Below are 16,674 nucleotides of genomic sequence, written 5' to 3'. Positions count from 1 at the left end.
CTTATAATATATCATGTTAGCAAGCATTTTGACAACTCGTAATTTTTACCAGTTAGGAATGTTCTCCCGAAATCACTTATAAAATTCTGGTTGTCACCCGGTTCATGATTAACCAATCAATCGGCCGGAATAAGAATATAACACATAACGAAATCATTTAGCAAGCACTTTTTCAATAAAAATGTTATCTGTACATTATTGAACTCCAACTAGCCTTAACCCAGCTCCTCATCGAGTGCGTCTTCCACACTAATAAAGGATGCATTCACACTGCGAGCCACAGCTTCGTGAGTAACATGTCCATTTAGAACATTTACTCCTCTCGCCAAGGATTTGTTATTCAGAACAGCAGCCCGGGGTCCGAAATCGGCAATTTGCAAAGCATATGCCATTGTAGCATTAGTCAGCGCCCATGTTGATGTCCGTGCCACCGCGCCTGGAATATTAGCTACAGCATAATGAACTACTCCATGCTTCACGTATGTCGGATTCTCATGTGTCGTTACCCGGTCAATGGTCTCAATGGATCCCCCTTGATCGATCGCAACATCTACAATAACCGAGCCTTCACTCATTTGACGAACCATCTCTTCTTTTACCAGCTTAGGAGCACGCGCTCCTGGAATAAAGCACGGCCCCAATCAATAAATCAGCTTTGGCGGCCGCAAGCCCGATATGATAAGAGTCTGATACTACTGTAGTAACTCGTCCTCCGAATAAATCATCCAAATAGCGCAAACGCGCAGCATTAACATCCAGCAGAGTTACCTTGGCACCCATGCCCACGGCAATTTTTGCTGCGTTCGTGCCTACCACTCCCCCGCCAACAATAACTACCTCAGCAGGAGCAACGCCTGGAACTCCACTCAGCAGGACGCCTTTTCCACCATGGGGCTTCTCTAGAATTTGAGCACCAATCTGAACAGCCATTCGGCCTGCTACCTCGCTCATAGGAGTTAAAAGTGGAAGTGATCCATCCCCCTGCTGCACTGTCTCATAGGCTATAGCAGTAACGCCATTTTCTTGTAGAGCCCTTGTTAAATCCTGCTCCGCCGCCAAATGAAGATAGGTGAATAGAATTAGCTCCTTTCGAAAATACCCATACTCTTCTGGGAGAGGTTCCTTCACTTTCATGATCATTTCTGCCTGTCCCCATATCTCAGCTCGATCTTGGAGAACCCGAGCTCCCTGATCACTAAACTGCTGATCTGTGAATCCACTGCCTAATCCCGCACCGCTTTCAATCAATACTTCATGACCCTTCCTCTTCAGGGCCTCCACACCAGCTGGTGTAATAGCTATACGGTTCTCGTTATTCTTGATCTCTTTCGGTACGCCTATGATCATGTCAGACCCTCTCCTTGTACAAAGATAACCACTTAAGTTTAATTCTACAGCGGTCAAAAAAGTCTTTATCTTATTATATATGCTCAGCAGCACCTAAGGCTAACGTCAACTGATCAGTATATTTATGAGGGTTTAGGTAAGCCCGCTATCCAAATTAAAGTTTTCAATTTGTGCCCCTCACATATCACTCTTCCCCTTGAATATATATGAATAATAGGTCAATCAAGCTTTAATCAGGGAGGTGCCTGGCTATGCCGTCATCCGATAAATCTCTCTTTATCGTGTCCAAGGAGGATTGGTCTTTGCACCGCAAGGGTTACCAGGACCAGCAGCGGCATGAGAAGAAAGTGAAAGAAATTATCAAACAAAACCTGCCGGACTTCATTACAGAAGAGAGCATCATCATGTCAGATGGCAAGCAGATTATTAAAGTGCCTCTGCGCAATTTGGAAGAGTACCGGTTCGTGCATAATTACCAGAAACAAAAGCATGTCGGGCAAGGAGACGGGGATTCACAGGTTGGAGACGTGCTCGGCCAAGACAGTCCGAAGCAGCAGGCTGGTTCCGGCGAAGGAGCCGGCGATCAGCCGGGAGTAGACTTCATGGAGGCTGAGATCAGTATCGAGGAGCTGGAGGATATCCTGTTCAGCGAACTTGAGCTCCCTTTTATGGAAGACAAAGATAATGACCATATTGAGATTTCCGATATTCGTTTTAACGACATTCGAAAGAAAGGCATCATGTCCAACATCGACAAGAAACGCACGATTCTCGAAAATCTGCGACGTAACTCAACCAGTGGAAAGCCGGGGATTCACGGAATTTCGCCGGACGACCTTAGGTATAAAACCTGGGAGGACATTGTTGTTCCCCACTCTAATGCGGTCATTATTGCGATGATGGACACTTCTGGATCGATGGGAACGTTCGAGAAGTACTGTGCACGAAGCTTCTTTTTCTGGATGACCCGGTTCCTTCGGCGTCAGTATGAAAAGGTGGAGATCGTGTTCATTGCCCACCATACGGAAGCCAAGGAGGTCAGTGAGGAGGATTTCTTCACACGCGGAGAAAGCGGAGGAACGATCTGTTCGTCTGCTTATATGAAGGCATTGGAAATTATTGATTCACGGTACCCACCGGCGAGCTACAACATTTACCCTTTTCATTTCTCGGACGGGGATAATCTGACCTCAGATAATGAACGATGCGTCAAGCTGATCGGAGAGCTTCTGGACCGGAGCAACATGTTCGGTTACGGGGAAGTTAACCAGTACAACAGGGGAAGCACTTTAATGTCCGCCTATAAGAATATTTCCAAGGAAAGATTCCTGCATTTCATCATCAAAGAGAAAGGGGCTGTCTATCAGGCCCTAAAGAGCTTCTTTCATAAGCAGGAAGGGGGGCTCGCTTAGTGGGCTCAGAAATGGAACAATTAGAGAAATCCATAAATGAAATTATGGAGATTGCCGATGGCTTCGGACTGGACTACTATCCGATGAGGTATGAAATTTGTCCGGCCGATATCATCTACACGTTCGGTGCATACGGGATGCCGACCCGGTTCAGCCACTGGAGCTTCGGAAAAACTTTTAATAAAATGAAGCTTCAGTACGATTTCGGCCTGAGCAAAATCTATGAGCTCGTCATCAACTCCAATCCCTGCTATGCATTCCTGCTGGATGGCAATTCGCTAATACAGAACAAGCTGATCGTGGCTCATGTGCTGGCCCACTGCGACTTCTTCAAAAATAATGCCAGGTTCGCTGCGACGAACCGCAATATGGTTGAGAGCATGTCTGCAACTGCCGAGAGAATCAGCCAATACGAGTTGATACATGGTACAGATGCGGTGGAAACGTTCGTGGACGCCGTCCTCTCTATTCAAGAGCATGTTGACCCGCAGCTGATCAAACCAAGACGGCTGGATAAAAAACGATATACCGAAGAGAAAATTCGGGAGCTGAAGGAAGGACTCCACACCATAAGGCCGTCTACTCCGTATGACGACCTATGGTCCATAGATCAGCTGACGTCATCTGCTGGCCCCGCAGAGCCAGCTCGTCTCCCTATTTTCCCGCCAGAACCGGAAAAAGACCTGGTCTGGTTCATCCAGGAATACTCGGAGACTCTCGAAGATTGGCAGCGGGATATCATGAGTATGCTGAGAGAAGAAATGCTCTATTTCTGGCCTCAAATGGAGACCAAGATCATGAACGAAGGCTGGGCTTCCTACTGGCATCAGCGGATTATCCGGGAGCTGGATCTGACTGGTGAAGAGACAATTGAGTTCGCCAAGCTGAACTCGTCGGTCGTGCAGCCCTCGACACAAAGTCTCAATCCTTATTACCTGGGGCTGAAGATCTTCGAGGACATCGAACGGCGCTGGGATCAGCCCACCAAAGAGGAACAAGAACGTTTTGGAAGAAAGCCCGGCAAGGGCAGAGAGAAAATATTCGAGGTGCGTGAGCTCGATTCCGATATTTCTTTTATCCGCAGTTATTTAACGAAAGATTTAACGCGAGATCTGGATCTCTATGTATTTCAGAAGCAGGGCCCTGAGTGGAAAATTACAGACAAATCGTGGGAGAATATCCGTGATCAGCTCGCATTATCCAGAGTAAACGGCGGTGCGCCTTATATTGTGGTACAGGATGGCGATTATCAACGCAGCGGCGAGCTGGTGCTTAGGCATGAATATGAAGGAATTGAACTTGACCTCAAATACCTGGAGCGGACGCTCCCTCACGTATATCGTCTCTGGGGCAAGACGGTGCACCTGGAAACGGTGATTGAGGATAAGAAAGCGATATTCAGCTATGATGGTCAGAAGCATTACAGAAAGTTCGTAAGCTAATGAAGTGATAACCTGTCTTCAGTCCGTGGTTAACCATGGATTGAAGGCTTTTTTTGCGTGAAGCATATTTTTCAATTATGCGGGTATTCTACTTGGGTATTCCACAATATTTCAGTTGAAAAAGGAGTAACTTATATGGCTATCTTGGGTGGTAACCCTAAAGATGAACCCCTACATTACGGTGAAATTTTTGGAGTATGGCAGTTCTCCACCAAAAGCAAGGCAGCCCTTTCGGGTTATCAGGCTTTTATGAACCATGCCGGTGACAAGGATCTCAAAAAGATCATTGAAGACCTTATCGACCAAGCAGGCCGGGAAATTAAAGAAGCGGATGAGATTCTGCTTGCTAACGGTATACCTCCCGTTCCAGCCTTGCCTGAGAGACCCCCAGCAGATTTGGAAGAAATTCCAGCAGGTGCCCGTTTCACTGATCCGGAAATTGCTGCATCCATTGCAGCTTCTATATCCATGGGCATTATCGAATGCAGTCAAATTATCGCCATTTCCATCCGAGAAGATGTAGGTGCTCTCTTCTTGAAAAATCACGGACTTAAAGCTGCTCTCGGGGCCCGGGTTCTACGGCTGCTCAAGGAAAAGGGCTGGCTCATCCCTCCGCCTCTGTTAATTCAAAGACCAGAGGGAGATTGAGCCCTCTGAGCAGACACTAGTAGTCAAGTGTTACTGCAAAAAAGATGCTGGAAGCATATAAGAAAATGAGACTCTATCGCATATCCGTATAGCTGTCATCATTGCGCCAAACATACAAACCCGCAGGAAGATCACTTATTAAGTGATCTTCCTGCGGGTTTAGTTACTCTTATCTATTCAACAAGCTTCCCACATAACGCAGCAGCTCATTCGCACATACAGGGCAGTAGCCATGATTCTCGATCAAGCGTTTGCTGACTTCATTAATACGCTTAAGCTGATTCTCGTCCGGCGTCTTGGTCGAGGTGGTGATCTTGACGATATCTTTCAAATCCACAAACAGCTTCTTCTCAATCGCTTCCCGAAGCCTGTCATGGTCATTATATTCAAATTTGCGTCCCTTTCTGGAATAGGAGGAGATACGGATCAGAATTTCTTCACGGAACGCCTTCTTGGCATTCTCCGAAATTCCGATTTGCTCCTCAATGGATCGCATGAGCCGCTCATCCGGATCCAGCTCTTCATCGGTCAGCGGATCCCGAATACGGGACCAGTTGCAGAACGCCTCAATATTATCGAGGTAGTTCTCAAACAGCGTGCGTGCAGACTCCTCGAACGAGTAGACAAACGCCTTTTGCACTTCTTTTTTGGCCAGTTCATCATATTCCTTGCGGGCAATGGCGATAAAATTCAGATACCGCTCACGTTCCTCTCGGGTGATGGAGGCATGCTGGTCAAGACCATCCTTGATCGCCCTTAATATATCCAGAGCGTTAATGCACTGAAGATCCTGCTTAATCAGCGCACTGGAAATCCGGTTAATGACATAGCGCGGGTCAACACCGGACATGCCTTCATCCAGATACTCATTCTGAAGCTCCTTGAGGTCGGCAATTTTGTAGCCCTCCACCTCTTCCCCGTCGTACAGACGCATCTTCTTGAGCAGATCGACTCCCTGCTTCTTGGAGTCTTTAAGACGTGTGAGAATCGAGAAGATCGCGGCGGCCCGCAGAGAATGCGGAGCAATATGAATATGGTTCATATCACTCTGGCTGATGAGCTTGGAGTAAATTTTCTCCTCCTGTGACACCTTAAGGTTATAAGGAATCGGCATGACGATCATACGGGATTGAAGCGCTTCGTTCTTCTTATTCGCAATAAAAGCTTTATACTCGGTTTCGTTCGTATGGGCGACAATCAATTCATCCGCACTAATCAGCGCAAATCTCCCCGCTTTAAAATTACCTTCCTGGGTAAGCGACAAGAGATTCCAGAGAAATTTCTCGTCACACTTCAGCATTTCCTGAAATTCCATCAAGCCCCGATTGGCCTTGTTCAGTTCTCCGTCGAACCGGTATGCCCGGGGATCGGACTCGGAACCGTACTCGGTAATCGTCGAGAAGTCGATGCTTCCCGTAAGATCAGCAATATCCTGGGATTTAGGATCAGATGGACTAAAAGTACCGATACCGACACGCGCATCTTCTGAAATTTCTAATCTGACTACTCTGACATGTTCAATGTTGTTATCGTATTCTGTCTTCAGCTTCATCTGGCAGACAGGGCATAAATTGCCCTCAATCCGAATTCCCAGCTCCTGCTCTACTTCTGAGCGCAGCTCAAGCGGAATAAGATGCAGGGGATCCTCATGCATCGGGCAGCCTTCAATAGCATACAGAGCACCTCTATCTGTGCGCGAGAACTTTTCAAGCCCTCGTTTGAGAAGAGTGACAAGGGTTGATTTCCCTCCACTAACCGGGCCCATCAGCAGCAGGATTCTTTTACGTACGTCAAGCCTGCGAGCGGCCGAATGAAAATATTCTTCTACCAGCTTCTCGACCGCGCGGTCCAGCCCGAAAATTTCCTGTTCGAAAAATTTGTAGCGCTTTTGGCCATTCACTTCTTCCACGCCGTAAGATTCAATCATGTCGTATACCCGGGCATGAGCTGTCTTGGCTGGAGACGGGTCTTTCTTCAGCAGCTCAATGTATTCTTTAAAAGTACCGCTCCACGCCAACCGATCACTTTCTGCCCGGTATGCTGCAACGCGTTCAAAAATATCCATGCTTGGTACCTCCTGTGCTTCCGATATGAACTACGCATCTTTGTCTGTCTTAAGAGCAGTACGCCGTGAGCTTTAACAACGGTTAAAAAAGGATATTACATACTTATGCGAGCTTATACAATTAATTGACGATTTTATCTGAACTATATTTTATGCCTATCGGAAAAATGGGTTTATCACGACCAAGACATTACATGGTTCGTAATTTTCAGGAGCATCCTTGTGATATACTCTACTTACTATGACTTCCAACGAATATTTCACGTCAGAAAGGAGACACACGAAACATGGCGGTTCAACATGAAACGGAATTGTATAAGCCGCTAAAGCTTTTTTTCGAGGAACAGGGCTATGAGGTGAAGAGTGAGGTGCGGCACTGTGATCTGGTGGGATTTCGACCTGATCAAAGCGAGCCCCTGATCGTAGAGATGAAGAAGACCTTCAATCTTGCTCTGCTGCTCCAGGGGCAGGCACGCCAGAAGCTTAGCAAGGAGGTCTATCTTGCTGTAGAGCGGAACCGGCAGAAGAAAGGCGCGCATAATCAGCGTTGGAGTGAAATTACACAGCTGTGCCGAAGACTTGGGCTGGGGCTAATCACGGTAACTCATTACAAGACCAAGAAACCATTTGTCGAGGTTCTATGCAGACCTGAAGGAATGGAAAGCTACGGAGGACCGAGACCGGTCAAGACCCGGGTTACCCGACTGGCTAATGAATTTCGCGAGCGGAGCGGGGATTATAACGTCGGAGGCAGCCGCGGCAAAAAGCTGGTGACAGCCTATCGCGAGAAAGCACTTCGGGTAGCTGAGATCATGTCACGCAGCGGTGAGCTGATGTCCCCTCGCGAGATCCGTGACCAAAGCGGGGTAGGCACAGCGGCGAATATTCTGCAGCATAATTATTATGGCTGGTTCCTGAGAGTCAGCCGCGGCCGCTACAGCCTGACACCAGCAGGAGCTGCTGCACTGCAGCAATATGAACAGGTGACTGCAAGTCATCGCATGTTCGCGGCCGCCGCGGAAGAAGATACGACTCTACATATAGACTGATTATAAGAACAGAAGGAAGTTATAACAAACCGGGTAGTCAGTTGGATAAAACTAGACGAAATCAAAAGGCGAACATGAATCTCAGGTGCGGGTGGCTGGATATCACTCCAGCAGCAGCCGAACTACTGCTCCCAGCGTGCCGTGAACTCCTCCGCGGCTTCGCAGATTCGCGCAAGCCCCAGCCGCAATCGCTGCCGGCTCTGCTCTGCAAGCGACAAGCGCAGCGTCCGCGTGTTCCCCGCTCCCGCGCAGCACCGCGCGCCGGGCAGGAACGCCGCGCCCTTGAGCCGCGCCGCCCGCAGCAGGGCGGCGCTGTCCATACCTGCCGGCAGCTCCGCCCACAGGAAGCGTCCGCTGCCGGCAGCGTGCTGGCAGACAGCGCCGAGGGCCCGGCTGCCTGCCAGCACAGCAAGAGCTTCCGCTCGCCGCGCGGCGTACTCGCGGTTCAGCGCCGCGGCATGCTGCACCAGCAGCTGCGCCGAAACCCCTGCAGGGCAGCTATCCTCCACTTCGCCCCGCCCTTCTCTCGCCTCCCTAATGCGCCGAACCCGCGCCTCTTCCGCTCGAATCCTTTTATCCCGGGCGCTATTCGCGCTGCCCCGCCCCTCTCTCGCATCCTTCAAGCGCTGAATCAGCGTCTCACCCGCTCGAATCCATCCGGCATGGATGCCGTGACCATCCATGGACATAAGTTCAGCGATTCGCTCGTCATGTCCTTGCTCTCTGCCGATCTCATAGAATGAGCGGCCTTCCCCTAGCGAGTGTTCTGTTCCAGCAGCAAAAGGCGCTGCTGCGCTGCTCCGGTCTGAGAGGAGCCAAATGTCTGCTCCTTGGGTAATCTCGACAATTTCCCTTCTTCGAATAGAACTCCATAAAGTTCCGATCGTATCGGAATAGTCAGGTGTGATATATACAAGAACTGGCTTCTGCAAGCTAAGACAGCTCTTTAATGCCTCCGGCAATATGCCTTCAGAATCACAGTCTACCGGGAGGACCTTCACTTGTCTGCGATGAAGAGCTTCTAGTACAGCAGGCGAGGCTGGATTCTCGACCACCACGGAATCCCCCGACTTTACCAGCTCACCTAGCAGCAGTTCCAAAGCTTCCATCCTGCCGGTTGTCAGCAGCAGCGAAGACTCCTCTATACGAAGGTGTCCCTGGAAGCTGCTAACATTATTAATTAAGTCAATTAAACCGGCTGTCGCGGATTCCCCCATCCAGGATTTTCTGCTGTCTGCTCCTGTTTCGACAGAGATTTCATCCCCTTGCACCATTTGTCCTTTACTGACAGGATACAGCCCACTTTCAATCCCTTCCCCAGCAAGGGAGATGAGGTCATGCTCCTGTTCCTCACCCCAGCCAAAACTCCGTTTCATCTCGCACTTTGCTCCTTTCAGGATCAGCACTTCTTTTCTAGTACTAATGTATGGAGCTATCCATCTGCAATTCACCCTGATTCCCTTAAAGAAAAATATTTTTGTCTCGCAACCTTTGAAAACATTTACATTTTTTGCGTACATGATAGGGGAATGTTAGAATGAAAATTGGTAAAAAACTAGAAAATGCTTGAGGTGATACACATGTCTTACTCTACGGAGCCTGTTTCCACGCCTACTTCGGCGCGCAGCACGAGAAACCGGGGAACGTCCGTAAAGGTATTTCTCGTGATCTGGCTGCTGCTGATCGGTATAGGTATAGCGGCAACCTATTGGTACAGTCACCATTTACAGCAGTCCATGCTCTCCGCGCTAGATGCCAAATGGCAGGCACAGACAAATGCAATCAAGGCCGATTACAACTCCAAATTATCCTCATTATCGAATGAGGTAAGCCAGCTGGACAGCAAGGTTCAATCATTCAACGAGCTGCTCACTTTCACGAAGGATACTGCAAGCAATAAGACCGATAACAGCAACAAGCTCTACACTCAGTTAGCTGAAGTCAAGAAGCAGCTGAGTGCACTCCAGAGCAAGATGGATCTGTTAAAATGAACATTCAGACCAAACAGCTCAACCGGTTCTTTTTGCTTGCTACAGCACCTTTCGTCGGCCTGATCCTTGCGCTTCTGCTCGGAAGTGTTCAGCTGAACTGGGAGGGGCAGCCTGTCAAACTGCCTGCTCCCGCCGAACTTGATCAGCATGTCAATCAAGTGTCTGCAGCCTTGTCGGATGCCGAAGAGACTGCCAAATATACGATTTCTACGATTCGCAAAACGGCTGCCTTATATCAAAAGACAACTTCAGCCATGTCTCAGGTGGTGACCGCTGCTCAGAAAACTTCCCGTCGGCCTGAGACGATATATGATCGGCGCATTACTTCCAAGTTCGGTTCTTCACCTTATGAAACTGTCCAAAGCGACAAGATTAGGATTGAATTGTACAAGATTAACCCTGGCAGCTATAAGGGGTATGCAATGAAGATCAAGCTCAAAGACCCTGCAGCCATGAAGATGGCTGTTGCCGGAGACAAGCTTGGCTCTTCCGAGACCACCATGCAGGCGGTCAAGCACAGCGGAGCCATTGCGGGGATAAACGCAGGAGGATTCGCAGACTCTGGAGGCAAACGCTATCCGCTGAGTACAACGGTCCAGAACGGCAAATACTTAACCGGCTTCCAGCCCAGCTTCAAAGACCTTTCTTTTGTTGGACTGAGCCAGTCAGGCAAGCTGATCGGGGGCAAGTTCTCCAGTCAGTCCCAGTTGGATAAATTAAAGCCTTCATTTGGAGCTACATTTGTTCCAGTCTTACTACAAAATGGGGTTAAGACGCCCATTCCTCAGAAATGGCTGACTTCACCTTACCGAGCACCCCGAACCGTGATCGGCAGCTATCGGGATGACCAACTGCTGGTGCTGGTGGTGGATGGATACGATGAGAACGGTAATTCCGGAGCGTCCCTCCCTGAGCTTCAGGACAAGCTGTATAAGCTGGGCGTCCAAAGTGCTTATAACCTGGACGGTGGAGGTTCTACCTCATTGATCCTTGGTGACAGGGTGATTAACAGGCCTTCCGACGGCGCTCTGCGTCCGGTTCCTACTCATTTTTTATTTTTCAAATAATATAGCTTTTAATTTTGTTCATGTGATGGTTATAATAGACATAGCGAGTATACGTTGGAGGTGGCTGCATGTCCTTTTCATTAACATTCTGGATTGTTACACTAGTGTTTGTCCTGTTCGTGGCCGGAATCTTAACTGCATCCTATAACGATGATAAAACCAAAGGTTTGTAATGAAAGAAGAAGCTCTTCCTCAGGAAGAGCTTCTTTCTTTGTAGCTTTACATTTAAAAAGCACCGCAGAAAATTCTGCGATGCTTCGTAACACACAATTTACGCGTGTCGTGGTAAGTGATTCATTTCAACCAGGCATTGGCCACAAATGGACCGTTCTTTAAACTCGCTTACATCTTCCATATTACCGCAGAATACACATTTTGGACGATAACGTTCAAGGATGATATGATCGCCCTGCACGAGAATTTCGACAGGATCCCCTTCATTCATTTGATATCTCTTCCGAAGCGATTTGGGTAAGACGATTCTCCCCAGTTGATCCACTTTACGGACCACACCAGCAGGTTTCATAAAAAGCACACCTCTCCCGAAAAATATAAACAGACACCGCACTTTATAGGATTCTTTCCTTGGATATAATAAAGCATCCCCCTCTATATATCGGTCAGAAAAGAAAAAGACGGAAGGTCTTTAAATAAATATATTTCGGCATATTTTTCCTAAATCCTGCTGAGTAATCACAAATTCGCTAAATTTCTTTGAGAAATCGCATCTTAGGACGTATTTACAATACGTTAACCTTATTCCATTCCGGGAAAATCCAATTGCCGTAGAGCTTCATATACAATAATTGCTGCAGAATTCGACAGATTCAGAGATCGGACCTTGTCGGTCATAGGCATCCGGATCAGACTGTCTGGGTGAGCCTGGAGAATTTCGGGCGCAAGTCCTTTGGTCTCTTTGCCGAAAACAAAGAAATCTCCATCCTGATACTGGAAGTCGCTGTATCTCTGATCCGCCTTAGTTGTGGCGAAGAAGAATCTGCTGCCTTTGTACATCTCCTCCACCTCAGCAAAGGAATCGTGATATTCAATATGCACAGCATACCAGTAATCAAGTCCGGCACGTTTAAGAGTCGCATCATCCGTACGAAAGCCCAGAGGGCGTACCAGATGCAGATGGATTCCGGTTGCTGCGCAAGTACGGGCAATGTTCCCGGTATTCGCCGGTATTTCGGGTTCTACTAGCACAATATGTAAGGCCATGATGAAGAAAGCACCTCTCTCTACAAAATCACTAAATACATCCTTCTATTATACCATACAGCAAAAAAGGTGATACCCGAAATCCGGATACCACCTTTGTTCATACACTTACCTTAGCCGTTCTTTCTTTGGAATTCTCCCATGAAGTCAACCAAAGCTTTAATGTGTTCATAAGGAACTGCGTTATAGATCGAAGCACGGAGGCCTCCCACACTGCGGTGACCTTTCAAGCCTACAAAACCTTCTTGTTCGGAAGCTTTGACGAACTGCTTCTCAAGATCCTCAGATGCCATGCGGAAAGTTACGTTCATGTTAGAACGGCTGTCCGTATCTGCGAAGCCGCGGAAGAAGCCACCGCTGTTATCGATTGCATTGTATAGAAGCTGTGCTTTCTCACGGTTCTTGGCTTCGATTCCGGCAAGGGAACCTTGTTCCTCAATCCATTTAAGGACCTGATTCACCATATAGATCGAGAAGGATGGAGGAGTATTGTAAAGGGAGTTATTCTTGGTGTGTGTGTCATATCTAAACACAGTAGGAATGTGTTTTGGTGAGTTCTGAATTAGTTCCTCACGGGCAATCACCACGGTTACGCCTGATGGACCTAGGTTCTTCTGAGCGCCAGCGTAGATCATTCCGAAATTCTTCACATCCAATTGGCGGGACAGGATATCACTGGACATATCTGCAATCAAAGGTACATTACCTGTATCCGGGAATTCCTGGAACTGGGTGCCTTCAATCGTCTCGTTAGAAGTAAGATGCAGGTAGGCTGCATTCTCAGGCAATTGAAGATTCGCCAGATTCGGAACCGATTTATATTGATTGTCTTCAGAAGAAGCGGCAATGAACGTATCCCCGACTAATTTGGCTTCACTGATCGCTTTGTTCGCCCAGCTTCCTGTCTTAACATAACCTGCAGTCTGGCCTTCAGCTAACAAGTTCATTGGAAGCATAGCGAATTGAGTGGAAGCTCCACCCTGCAGGAATAGAACCTTGTATCCTTCCGGATTGCCAAGCAGGTTCAAGAGACGGCTTTGAGCTTCGTTATGGACTCCTTCATAGACGGCTCCGCGGTGAGACATCTCCATAATCGACATTCCATTGTCCTGATAATCGACAAATTCAGCTTGGGCGCGCCCAAGCACTTCCAATGGTACTGCTGCGGGACCCGCATTAAAATTGTAGGCTCTCTTACTCATTTGGACTCCCATCCTCTCTCTTAATCAAAGTAAGTTGAATATGACGGTGCTATAGTTACGGTTTACTATAACAACATTCTATCCCTGCATCAAGAACATATTGAACAACTTTGGACAAGTTTGCAGAATTGACACATTAACGCTTTGTCTTGTGAAAGACTGCAGCATGATCACACTGAACTTTTCAGGGATTAAATAAGAATATCTATAGCAAAAGGGACCGTCCCCCAGGTCCGAATCGACCTTAGGGACGGCCCCTTAGCTATCATTTCATGAATATATAAGTTCTATTACAGGTCGAAGTAAAGTCCGATTTCATGCGGGTGTACGCGCATAGCAACAGCTTTAGCTTCTTTACGCTTCAATGCTACAAAGTTATCAATGAAGTCTTGTGTAAATACGCCGCCTTCAGTCAGGAATTCGGTGTCGGCAAGAAGCGCATCAAGAGCCTCATCCAGGGAACCTGGAACGCTGCGGATTTCTTTCTTCTCAGCATCAGACAAATCATAGATGTTCTTGTCGTATGGTCCATAGCCTTGTTCTTGCGGGTTGATCTTACGCTTGATTCCATCAAGACCTGCAAGAAGCATAGCAGAGAATGCCAGATAAGGGTTAGCTGTGGAGTCCGGTGTACGGAACTCGATCCGGCAGCCTTTAGGTGTTACAGCCGCTACTGGGATACGAACTGCTGCAGAACGGTTACCTTTGGAGTATACAAGGTTAACCGGTGCTTCGTAACCAGGTACCAGACGTTTGAAAGAGTTCGTACTTGGGTTCGTGAACGCAATCAAAGCTGGAGCGTGGTGCAAGATACCTCCGATATAGTGAAGAGCCATTTCACTCAGGTTTGCATATCCACCTTTTTCATAGAAAAGAGGAGTATCGCCATCAAAGATGGATTGGTGAACGTGCATACCGCTTCCGTTGTCACCGAAGAGTGGTTTTGGCATGAACGTTGCTGTTTTGCCAAATTGTTGTGCTGTATTGTGAACAATGTATTTGTATACCATCAAGTTATCAGCAGTTTTGAGAAGCGTGTCGAAGCGGAAGTTAATCTCAGCTTGACCTGCAGTAGCTACTTCGTGGTGATGACGCTCAATACGAAGTCCTGCTTCTTCAAGCAAACGACACATTTCGCTGCGGATATCCTGCTGCTTATCAGTTGGAGCTACTGGAACGTATCCACCTTTTACAGGTACTTTGAAACCAAGGTTTCCGCCTTCTTCATCACGGCTGGTATTCCATCCGGCTTCTTCGGAATTCACTTCATAGTAAGAGCGGTTCATGCTGCTCTCATGACGTACATCGTCGAATATAAAGAACTCGGACTCAGGTGCGAAGAATGCTGCTGTACCTACACCGCTCTTCTTCAAATATTCTTCAGCGCGAACAGCAATACTGCGTGGATCACGCTCATAACGGTTGCCGTCTGGTGTAAAGATATCACAAAGAATGTTCAAGGTAGGATGTGCTGTAAAAGGGTCAACAAAGCTTGAGCCCGGATCCGGCATCATAACCATGTCAGATTCTTCAATACCACGGAATCCCGGGATAGAAGAACCGTCAAAAGCCACACCATTTACAAAAGTTTCTTCGTCAACCTCTTTGGCTGGCAGACTGATGTGGTGTGCCCGACCGGACAGGTCTACAAAACGGAAATCCACCCACTCAATTTGTTTCTCCTGAATAGTCTTCAAAACCTGCTGTACTGACATCATTAATCCTCCCAATCACGAACATTAAAGCAAGCAAAAACACTTAACGTTCATACTATATATTTTCTGTCGTCATTATAATACCAAGCAAAAGCATCCGTCAATAGATATGTAAGGTATTTTTATGGGTCATGTTAGGTATCATCACATTTTTATCGCTGTACATAGGTAAAGAACCCTGCGCGATATAGCGAGGGCTCTCTAAACTATCTATTTCCCGGGAAAAACTTAGACTTGTACGGTACTTGGAGCGGCTTTAAATGTCTTGCCGACAATGGGTGCCAGCTTCTCTAGATCTTGCAGCAGCCCTGCAAACTGGTCTGGGAACAGAGACTGAACGCCGTCACCTGTCATCGAGTTGTCCGGATCCGTATGCATTTCGATAATCAGGCCGTCGGCTCCAGCCGCTACTGATGCCTTAGCCATCGGTTCAACCAGCTCACGTCTTCCTGTTCCATGACTCGGGTCGGAAATGACCGGCAGGTGGCTGAGCTGCTGCAATACAGGAATCGCTGACAGATCCAGCGTGTTCCGGGTGTAAGTCTCAAACGTACGGATACCCCGCTCGCACAGCATCACATCCGGATTGCCGCCAGCCAGGATGTACTCTGCCGCATTGAGAAGCTCATCATAAGTCGCGCTGAATCCGCGCTTTAGAAGGACCGGACGGCCGCAGCTGCCCAGCTTGCGAAGCAGATCAAAGTTCTGCATGTTCCGCGTTCCAATTTGGAGAATGTCCGCATATTCCGCACAAACATCGACATATTCAGGAGTCATGACTTCCGTAATCGTCAGCAGGCCGTGCTTCTTCCCTGCCTCAGCCATCATGATCAGACCTTCGACACCTACTCCTTGGAAGCTGTAAGGTCCGGTACGCGGCTTGAATGCCCCACCACGCAGCACCTGTCCACCGGCAGCTTTAACCAGGCGGGCGATCTCATCGATCTGCTCAGGAGTTTCTACCGCACAAGGCCCACCCATAACAACAAGCTCCCCACCGCCAATTTTGACATCGCCAATGGAAATTACCGTATTCTCAGGATGGAAATCACGGCTGGCCAGCTTATAAGATTTAGAGATCTTCACCACATTCTCGACATCCTTCATCTGACGCAGATGCTCTGCAAGCTTAGGTTCGATCTGTCCGATCAATCCGATTACAGTACGGTCATTCCCACGGGAGACGTGCGCCTGCAGTCCCTCCTTCTCAATTACAGCGATGATCTCTTGAATACGCTCTTCGGGCGTATGGTTGGAAGTAATTACGATCATATTTGAACATCCTCTCATTGGCTTAAAATGTTAGCTTTGTACGTTTGTAAGATCGGGTAATGCCTGCCCGCATTCCCTTCTGTACCTTCCTGAATATGTTCTTATCAGGGCAGTATATGCTGTTAAGTGCTTTTTCACTTAAACGCTTGTGTGCTTTTAAGCTTTTATCCGTTAAAGTAAATATACATGATGTCTACCCCTTCGTCAAGACAGAGCCTAGCCTATTTTATAAAAAGACACCAG

At 47.8% G+C, this 16,674-nt stretch carries 13 protein-coding genes and 1 pseudogene; 6 read left to right on the top strand and 8 right to left on the bottom strand.

Annotation, left to right across the window (positions count from 1 at the left end; translation table 11 throughout):
- Nucleotides 1-215 precede the first annotated feature (215 nt).
- Nucleotides 216-1,347, bottom strand: a pseudogene (ald, locus tag EJP77_RS15990) (alanine dehydrogenase).
- 251 nt (nucleotides 1,348-1,598) lie between these two features.
- Here ald and yhbH point away from each other — a divergent pair.
- From yhbH to EJP77_RS15975, 3 genes are all read left to right on the top strand, one after another.
- Nucleotides 1,599-2,759, top strand: a complete 1,161-nt coding sequence (yhbH, locus tag EJP77_RS15985; protein WP_127200235.1) for a sporulation protein YhbH — start codon at nucleotides 1,599-1,601, stop codon at nucleotides 2,757-2,759.
- An 11-nt stretch (nucleotides 2,760-2,770) separates the two neighbouring features.
- Nucleotides 2,771-4,201, top strand: coding sequence for a SpoVR family protein (locus EJP77_RS15980; RefSeq protein WP_185897376.1), 1,431 nt, complete (start codon nucleotides 2,771-2,773; stop codon nucleotides 4,199-4,201).
- A 135-nt stretch (nucleotides 4,202-4,336) separates the two neighbouring features.
- Nucleotides 4,337-4,849, top strand: a complete 513-nt coding sequence (locus EJP77_RS15975; RefSeq protein ID WP_127200233.1) for a DUF3231 family protein — start codon at nucleotides 4,337-4,339, stop codon at nucleotides 4,847-4,849.
- 169 nt (nucleotides 4,850-5,018) lie between these two features.
- Here the strand turns inward: EJP77_RS15975 and EJP77_RS15970 are convergent, their stop codons facing one another.
- Nucleotides 5,019-6,914 carry a PrkA family serine protein kinase gene (locus tag EJP77_RS15970; protein ID WP_127200232.1) on the bottom strand — a complete coding sequence of 632 codons (1,896 nt, stop codon included), beginning with the start codon at nucleotides 6,912-6,914 and terminating at the stop codon, nucleotides 5,019-5,021.
- Between the two features lie 287 nt (nucleotides 6,915-7,201).
- Here EJP77_RS15970 and EJP77_RS15965 point away from each other — a divergent pair, with 287 nt between their 5' ends.
- On the top strand, nucleotides 7,202-7,963 hold the full coding sequence (locus EJP77_RS15965) for a DUF2161 domain-containing phosphodiesterase (protein WP_127200231.1): 762 nt from the start codon (nucleotides 7,202-7,204) through the stop codon (nucleotides 7,961-7,963).
- Nucleotides 7,964-8,085: 122 nt separating this feature from the next.
- Here the strand turns inward: EJP77_RS15965 and EJP77_RS15960 are convergent, their stop codons facing one another.
- Nucleotides 8,086-9,339, bottom strand: a complete 1,254-nt coding sequence (locus EJP77_RS15960; protein WP_127200230.1) for an aminotransferase-like domain-containing protein — start codon at nucleotides 9,337-9,339, stop codon at nucleotides 8,086-8,088.
- 204 nt (nucleotides 9,340-9,543) lie between these two features.
- Here EJP77_RS15960 and EJP77_RS15955 point away from each other — a divergent pair, with 204 nt between their 5' ends.
- Both EJP77_RS15955 and EJP77_RS15950 read left to right on the top strand, forming a co-directional pair.
- Entirely contained in the window at nucleotides 9,544-9,954 is a 411-nt protein-coding gene (locus EJP77_RS15955; protein ID WP_127200229.1) for a uroporphyrinogen-III C-methyltransferase, read from the top strand.
- Nucleotides 9,951-11,021, top strand: coding sequence for a phosphodiester glycosidase family protein (locus EJP77_RS15950; RefSeq protein WP_127200228.1), 1,071 nt, complete (start codon nucleotides 9,951-9,953; stop codon nucleotides 11,019-11,021). Before EJP77_RS15955 ends, EJP77_RS15950 begins: the two co-directional genes overlap by 4 nt.
- Before the next feature lie 271 nt (nucleotides 11,022-11,292).
- Here the strand turns inward: EJP77_RS15950 and EJP77_RS15945 are convergent, their stop codons facing one another.
- The 5 genes from EJP77_RS15945 to aroF all read right to left on the bottom strand — a co-directional run bounded on the left by EJP77_RS15945 (nucleotide 11,293) and on the right by aroF (nucleotide 16,431).
- Nucleotides 11,293-11,547 carry an AbrB/MazE/SpoVT family DNA-binding domain-containing protein gene (locus EJP77_RS15945; RefSeq protein ID WP_068622459.1) on the bottom strand — a complete coding sequence of 85 codons (255 nt, stop codon included), beginning with the start codon at nucleotides 11,545-11,547 and terminating at the stop codon, nucleotides 11,293-11,295.
- Nucleotides 11,548-11,777: 230 nt separating this feature from the next.
- A complete protein-coding gene (gene trmL / locus EJP77_RS15940; RefSeq protein WP_127200227.1) occupies nucleotides 11,778-12,242 on the bottom strand; it encodes a tRNA (uridine(34)/cytosine(34)/5-carboxymethylaminomethyluridine(34)-2'-O)-methyltransferase TrmL in 465 nt (154 codons plus the stop codon).
- Nucleotides 12,243-12,355: 113 nt separating this feature from the next.
- Nucleotides 12,356-13,444, bottom strand: a complete 1,089-nt coding sequence (gene serC, locus EJP77_RS15935) for a 3-phosphoserine/phosphohydroxythreonine transaminase (protein ID WP_127200226.1) — start codon at nucleotides 13,442-13,444, stop codon at nucleotides 12,356-12,358.
- A gap of 290 nt (nucleotides 13,445-13,734) precedes the next feature.
- The gene (gene glnA, locus EJP77_RS15930) at nucleotides 13,735-15,159 is read right to left on the bottom strand and encodes a type I glutamate--ammonia ligase (protein WP_127200257.1); all 1,425 of its coding nucleotides are present in this window, start codon (nucleotides 15,157-15,159) and stop codon (nucleotides 13,735-13,737) included.
- A gap of 228 nt (nucleotides 15,160-15,387) precedes the next feature.
- Nucleotides 15,388-16,431, bottom strand: a complete 1,044-nt coding sequence (gene aroF, locus EJP77_RS15925) for a 3-deoxy-7-phosphoheptulonate synthase (protein WP_127200225.1) — start codon at nucleotides 16,429-16,431, stop codon at nucleotides 15,388-15,390.
- Between the last annotated feature and the right edge of the window lie 243 nt (nucleotides 16,432-16,674).

This window comes from Paenibacillus zeisoli (assembly GCF_003994465.1).
In the GTDB taxonomy this organism is placed as follows: Bacteria; Bacillota; Bacilli; order Paenibacillales; family Paenibacillaceae; genus Fontibacillus; species Fontibacillus zeisoli.
Note: the sequence above shows the minus strand (reverse complement) of the source record. Positions and strands in the feature narration are given on the sequence as shown.

What these genes read in the sequence shown, in the direction of transcription:
- yhbH (WP_127200235.1), top strand. Translation starts at nt 1,599, where the DNA reads ATGCCGTCATCCGATAAATCTCTCTTTATCGTGTCCAAGGAGGATTGG.
- EJP77_RS15980 (WP_185897376.1), top strand. Translation starts at nt 2,771, where the DNA reads ATGGAACAATTAGAGAAATCCATAAATGAAATTATGGAGATTGCCGAT.
- EJP77_RS15975 (WP_127200233.1), top strand. Translation starts at nt 4,337, where the DNA reads ATGGCTATCTTGGGTGGTAACCCTAAAGATGAACCCCTACATTACGGT.
- EJP77_RS15970 (WP_127200232.1), bottom strand. Translation starts at nt 6,914, where the DNA reads ATGGATATTTTTGAACGCGTTGCAGCATACCGGGCAGAAAGTGATCGG.
- EJP77_RS15965 (WP_127200231.1), top strand. Translation starts at nt 7,202, where the DNA reads ATGGCGGTTCAACATGAAACGGAATTGTATAAGCCGCTAAAGCTTTTT.
- EJP77_RS15960 (WP_127200230.1), bottom strand. Translation starts at nt 9,339, where the DNA reads ATGAAACGGAGTTTTGGCTGGGGTGAGGAACAGGAGCATGACCTCATC.
- EJP77_RS15955 (WP_127200229.1), top strand. Translation starts at nt 9,544, where the DNA reads ATGTCTTACTCTACGGAGCCTGTTTCCACGCCTACTTCGGCGCGCAGC.
- EJP77_RS15950 (WP_127200228.1), top strand. Translation starts at nt 9,951, where the DNA reads ATGAACATTCAGACCAAACAGCTCAACCGGTTCTTTTTGCTTGCTACA.
- EJP77_RS15945 (WP_068622459.1), bottom strand. Translation starts at nt 11,547, where the DNA reads ATGAAACCTGCTGGTGTGGTCCGTAAAGTGGATCAACTGGGGAGAATC.
- trmL (WP_127200227.1), bottom strand. Translation starts at nt 12,242, where the DNA reads ATGGCCTTACATATTGTGCTAGTAGAACCCGAAATACCGGCGAATACC.
- serC (WP_127200226.1), bottom strand. Translation starts at nt 13,444, where the DNA reads ATGAGTAAGAGAGCCTACAATTTTAATGCGGGTCCCGCAGCAGTACCA.
- glnA (WP_127200257.1), bottom strand. Translation starts at nt 15,159, where the DNA reads ATGTCAGTACAGCAGGTTTTGAAGACTATTCAGGAGAAACAAATTGAG.
- aroF (WP_127200225.1), bottom strand. Translation starts at nt 16,431, where the DNA reads ATGATCGTAATTACTTCCAACCATACGCCCGAAGAGCGTATTCAAGAG.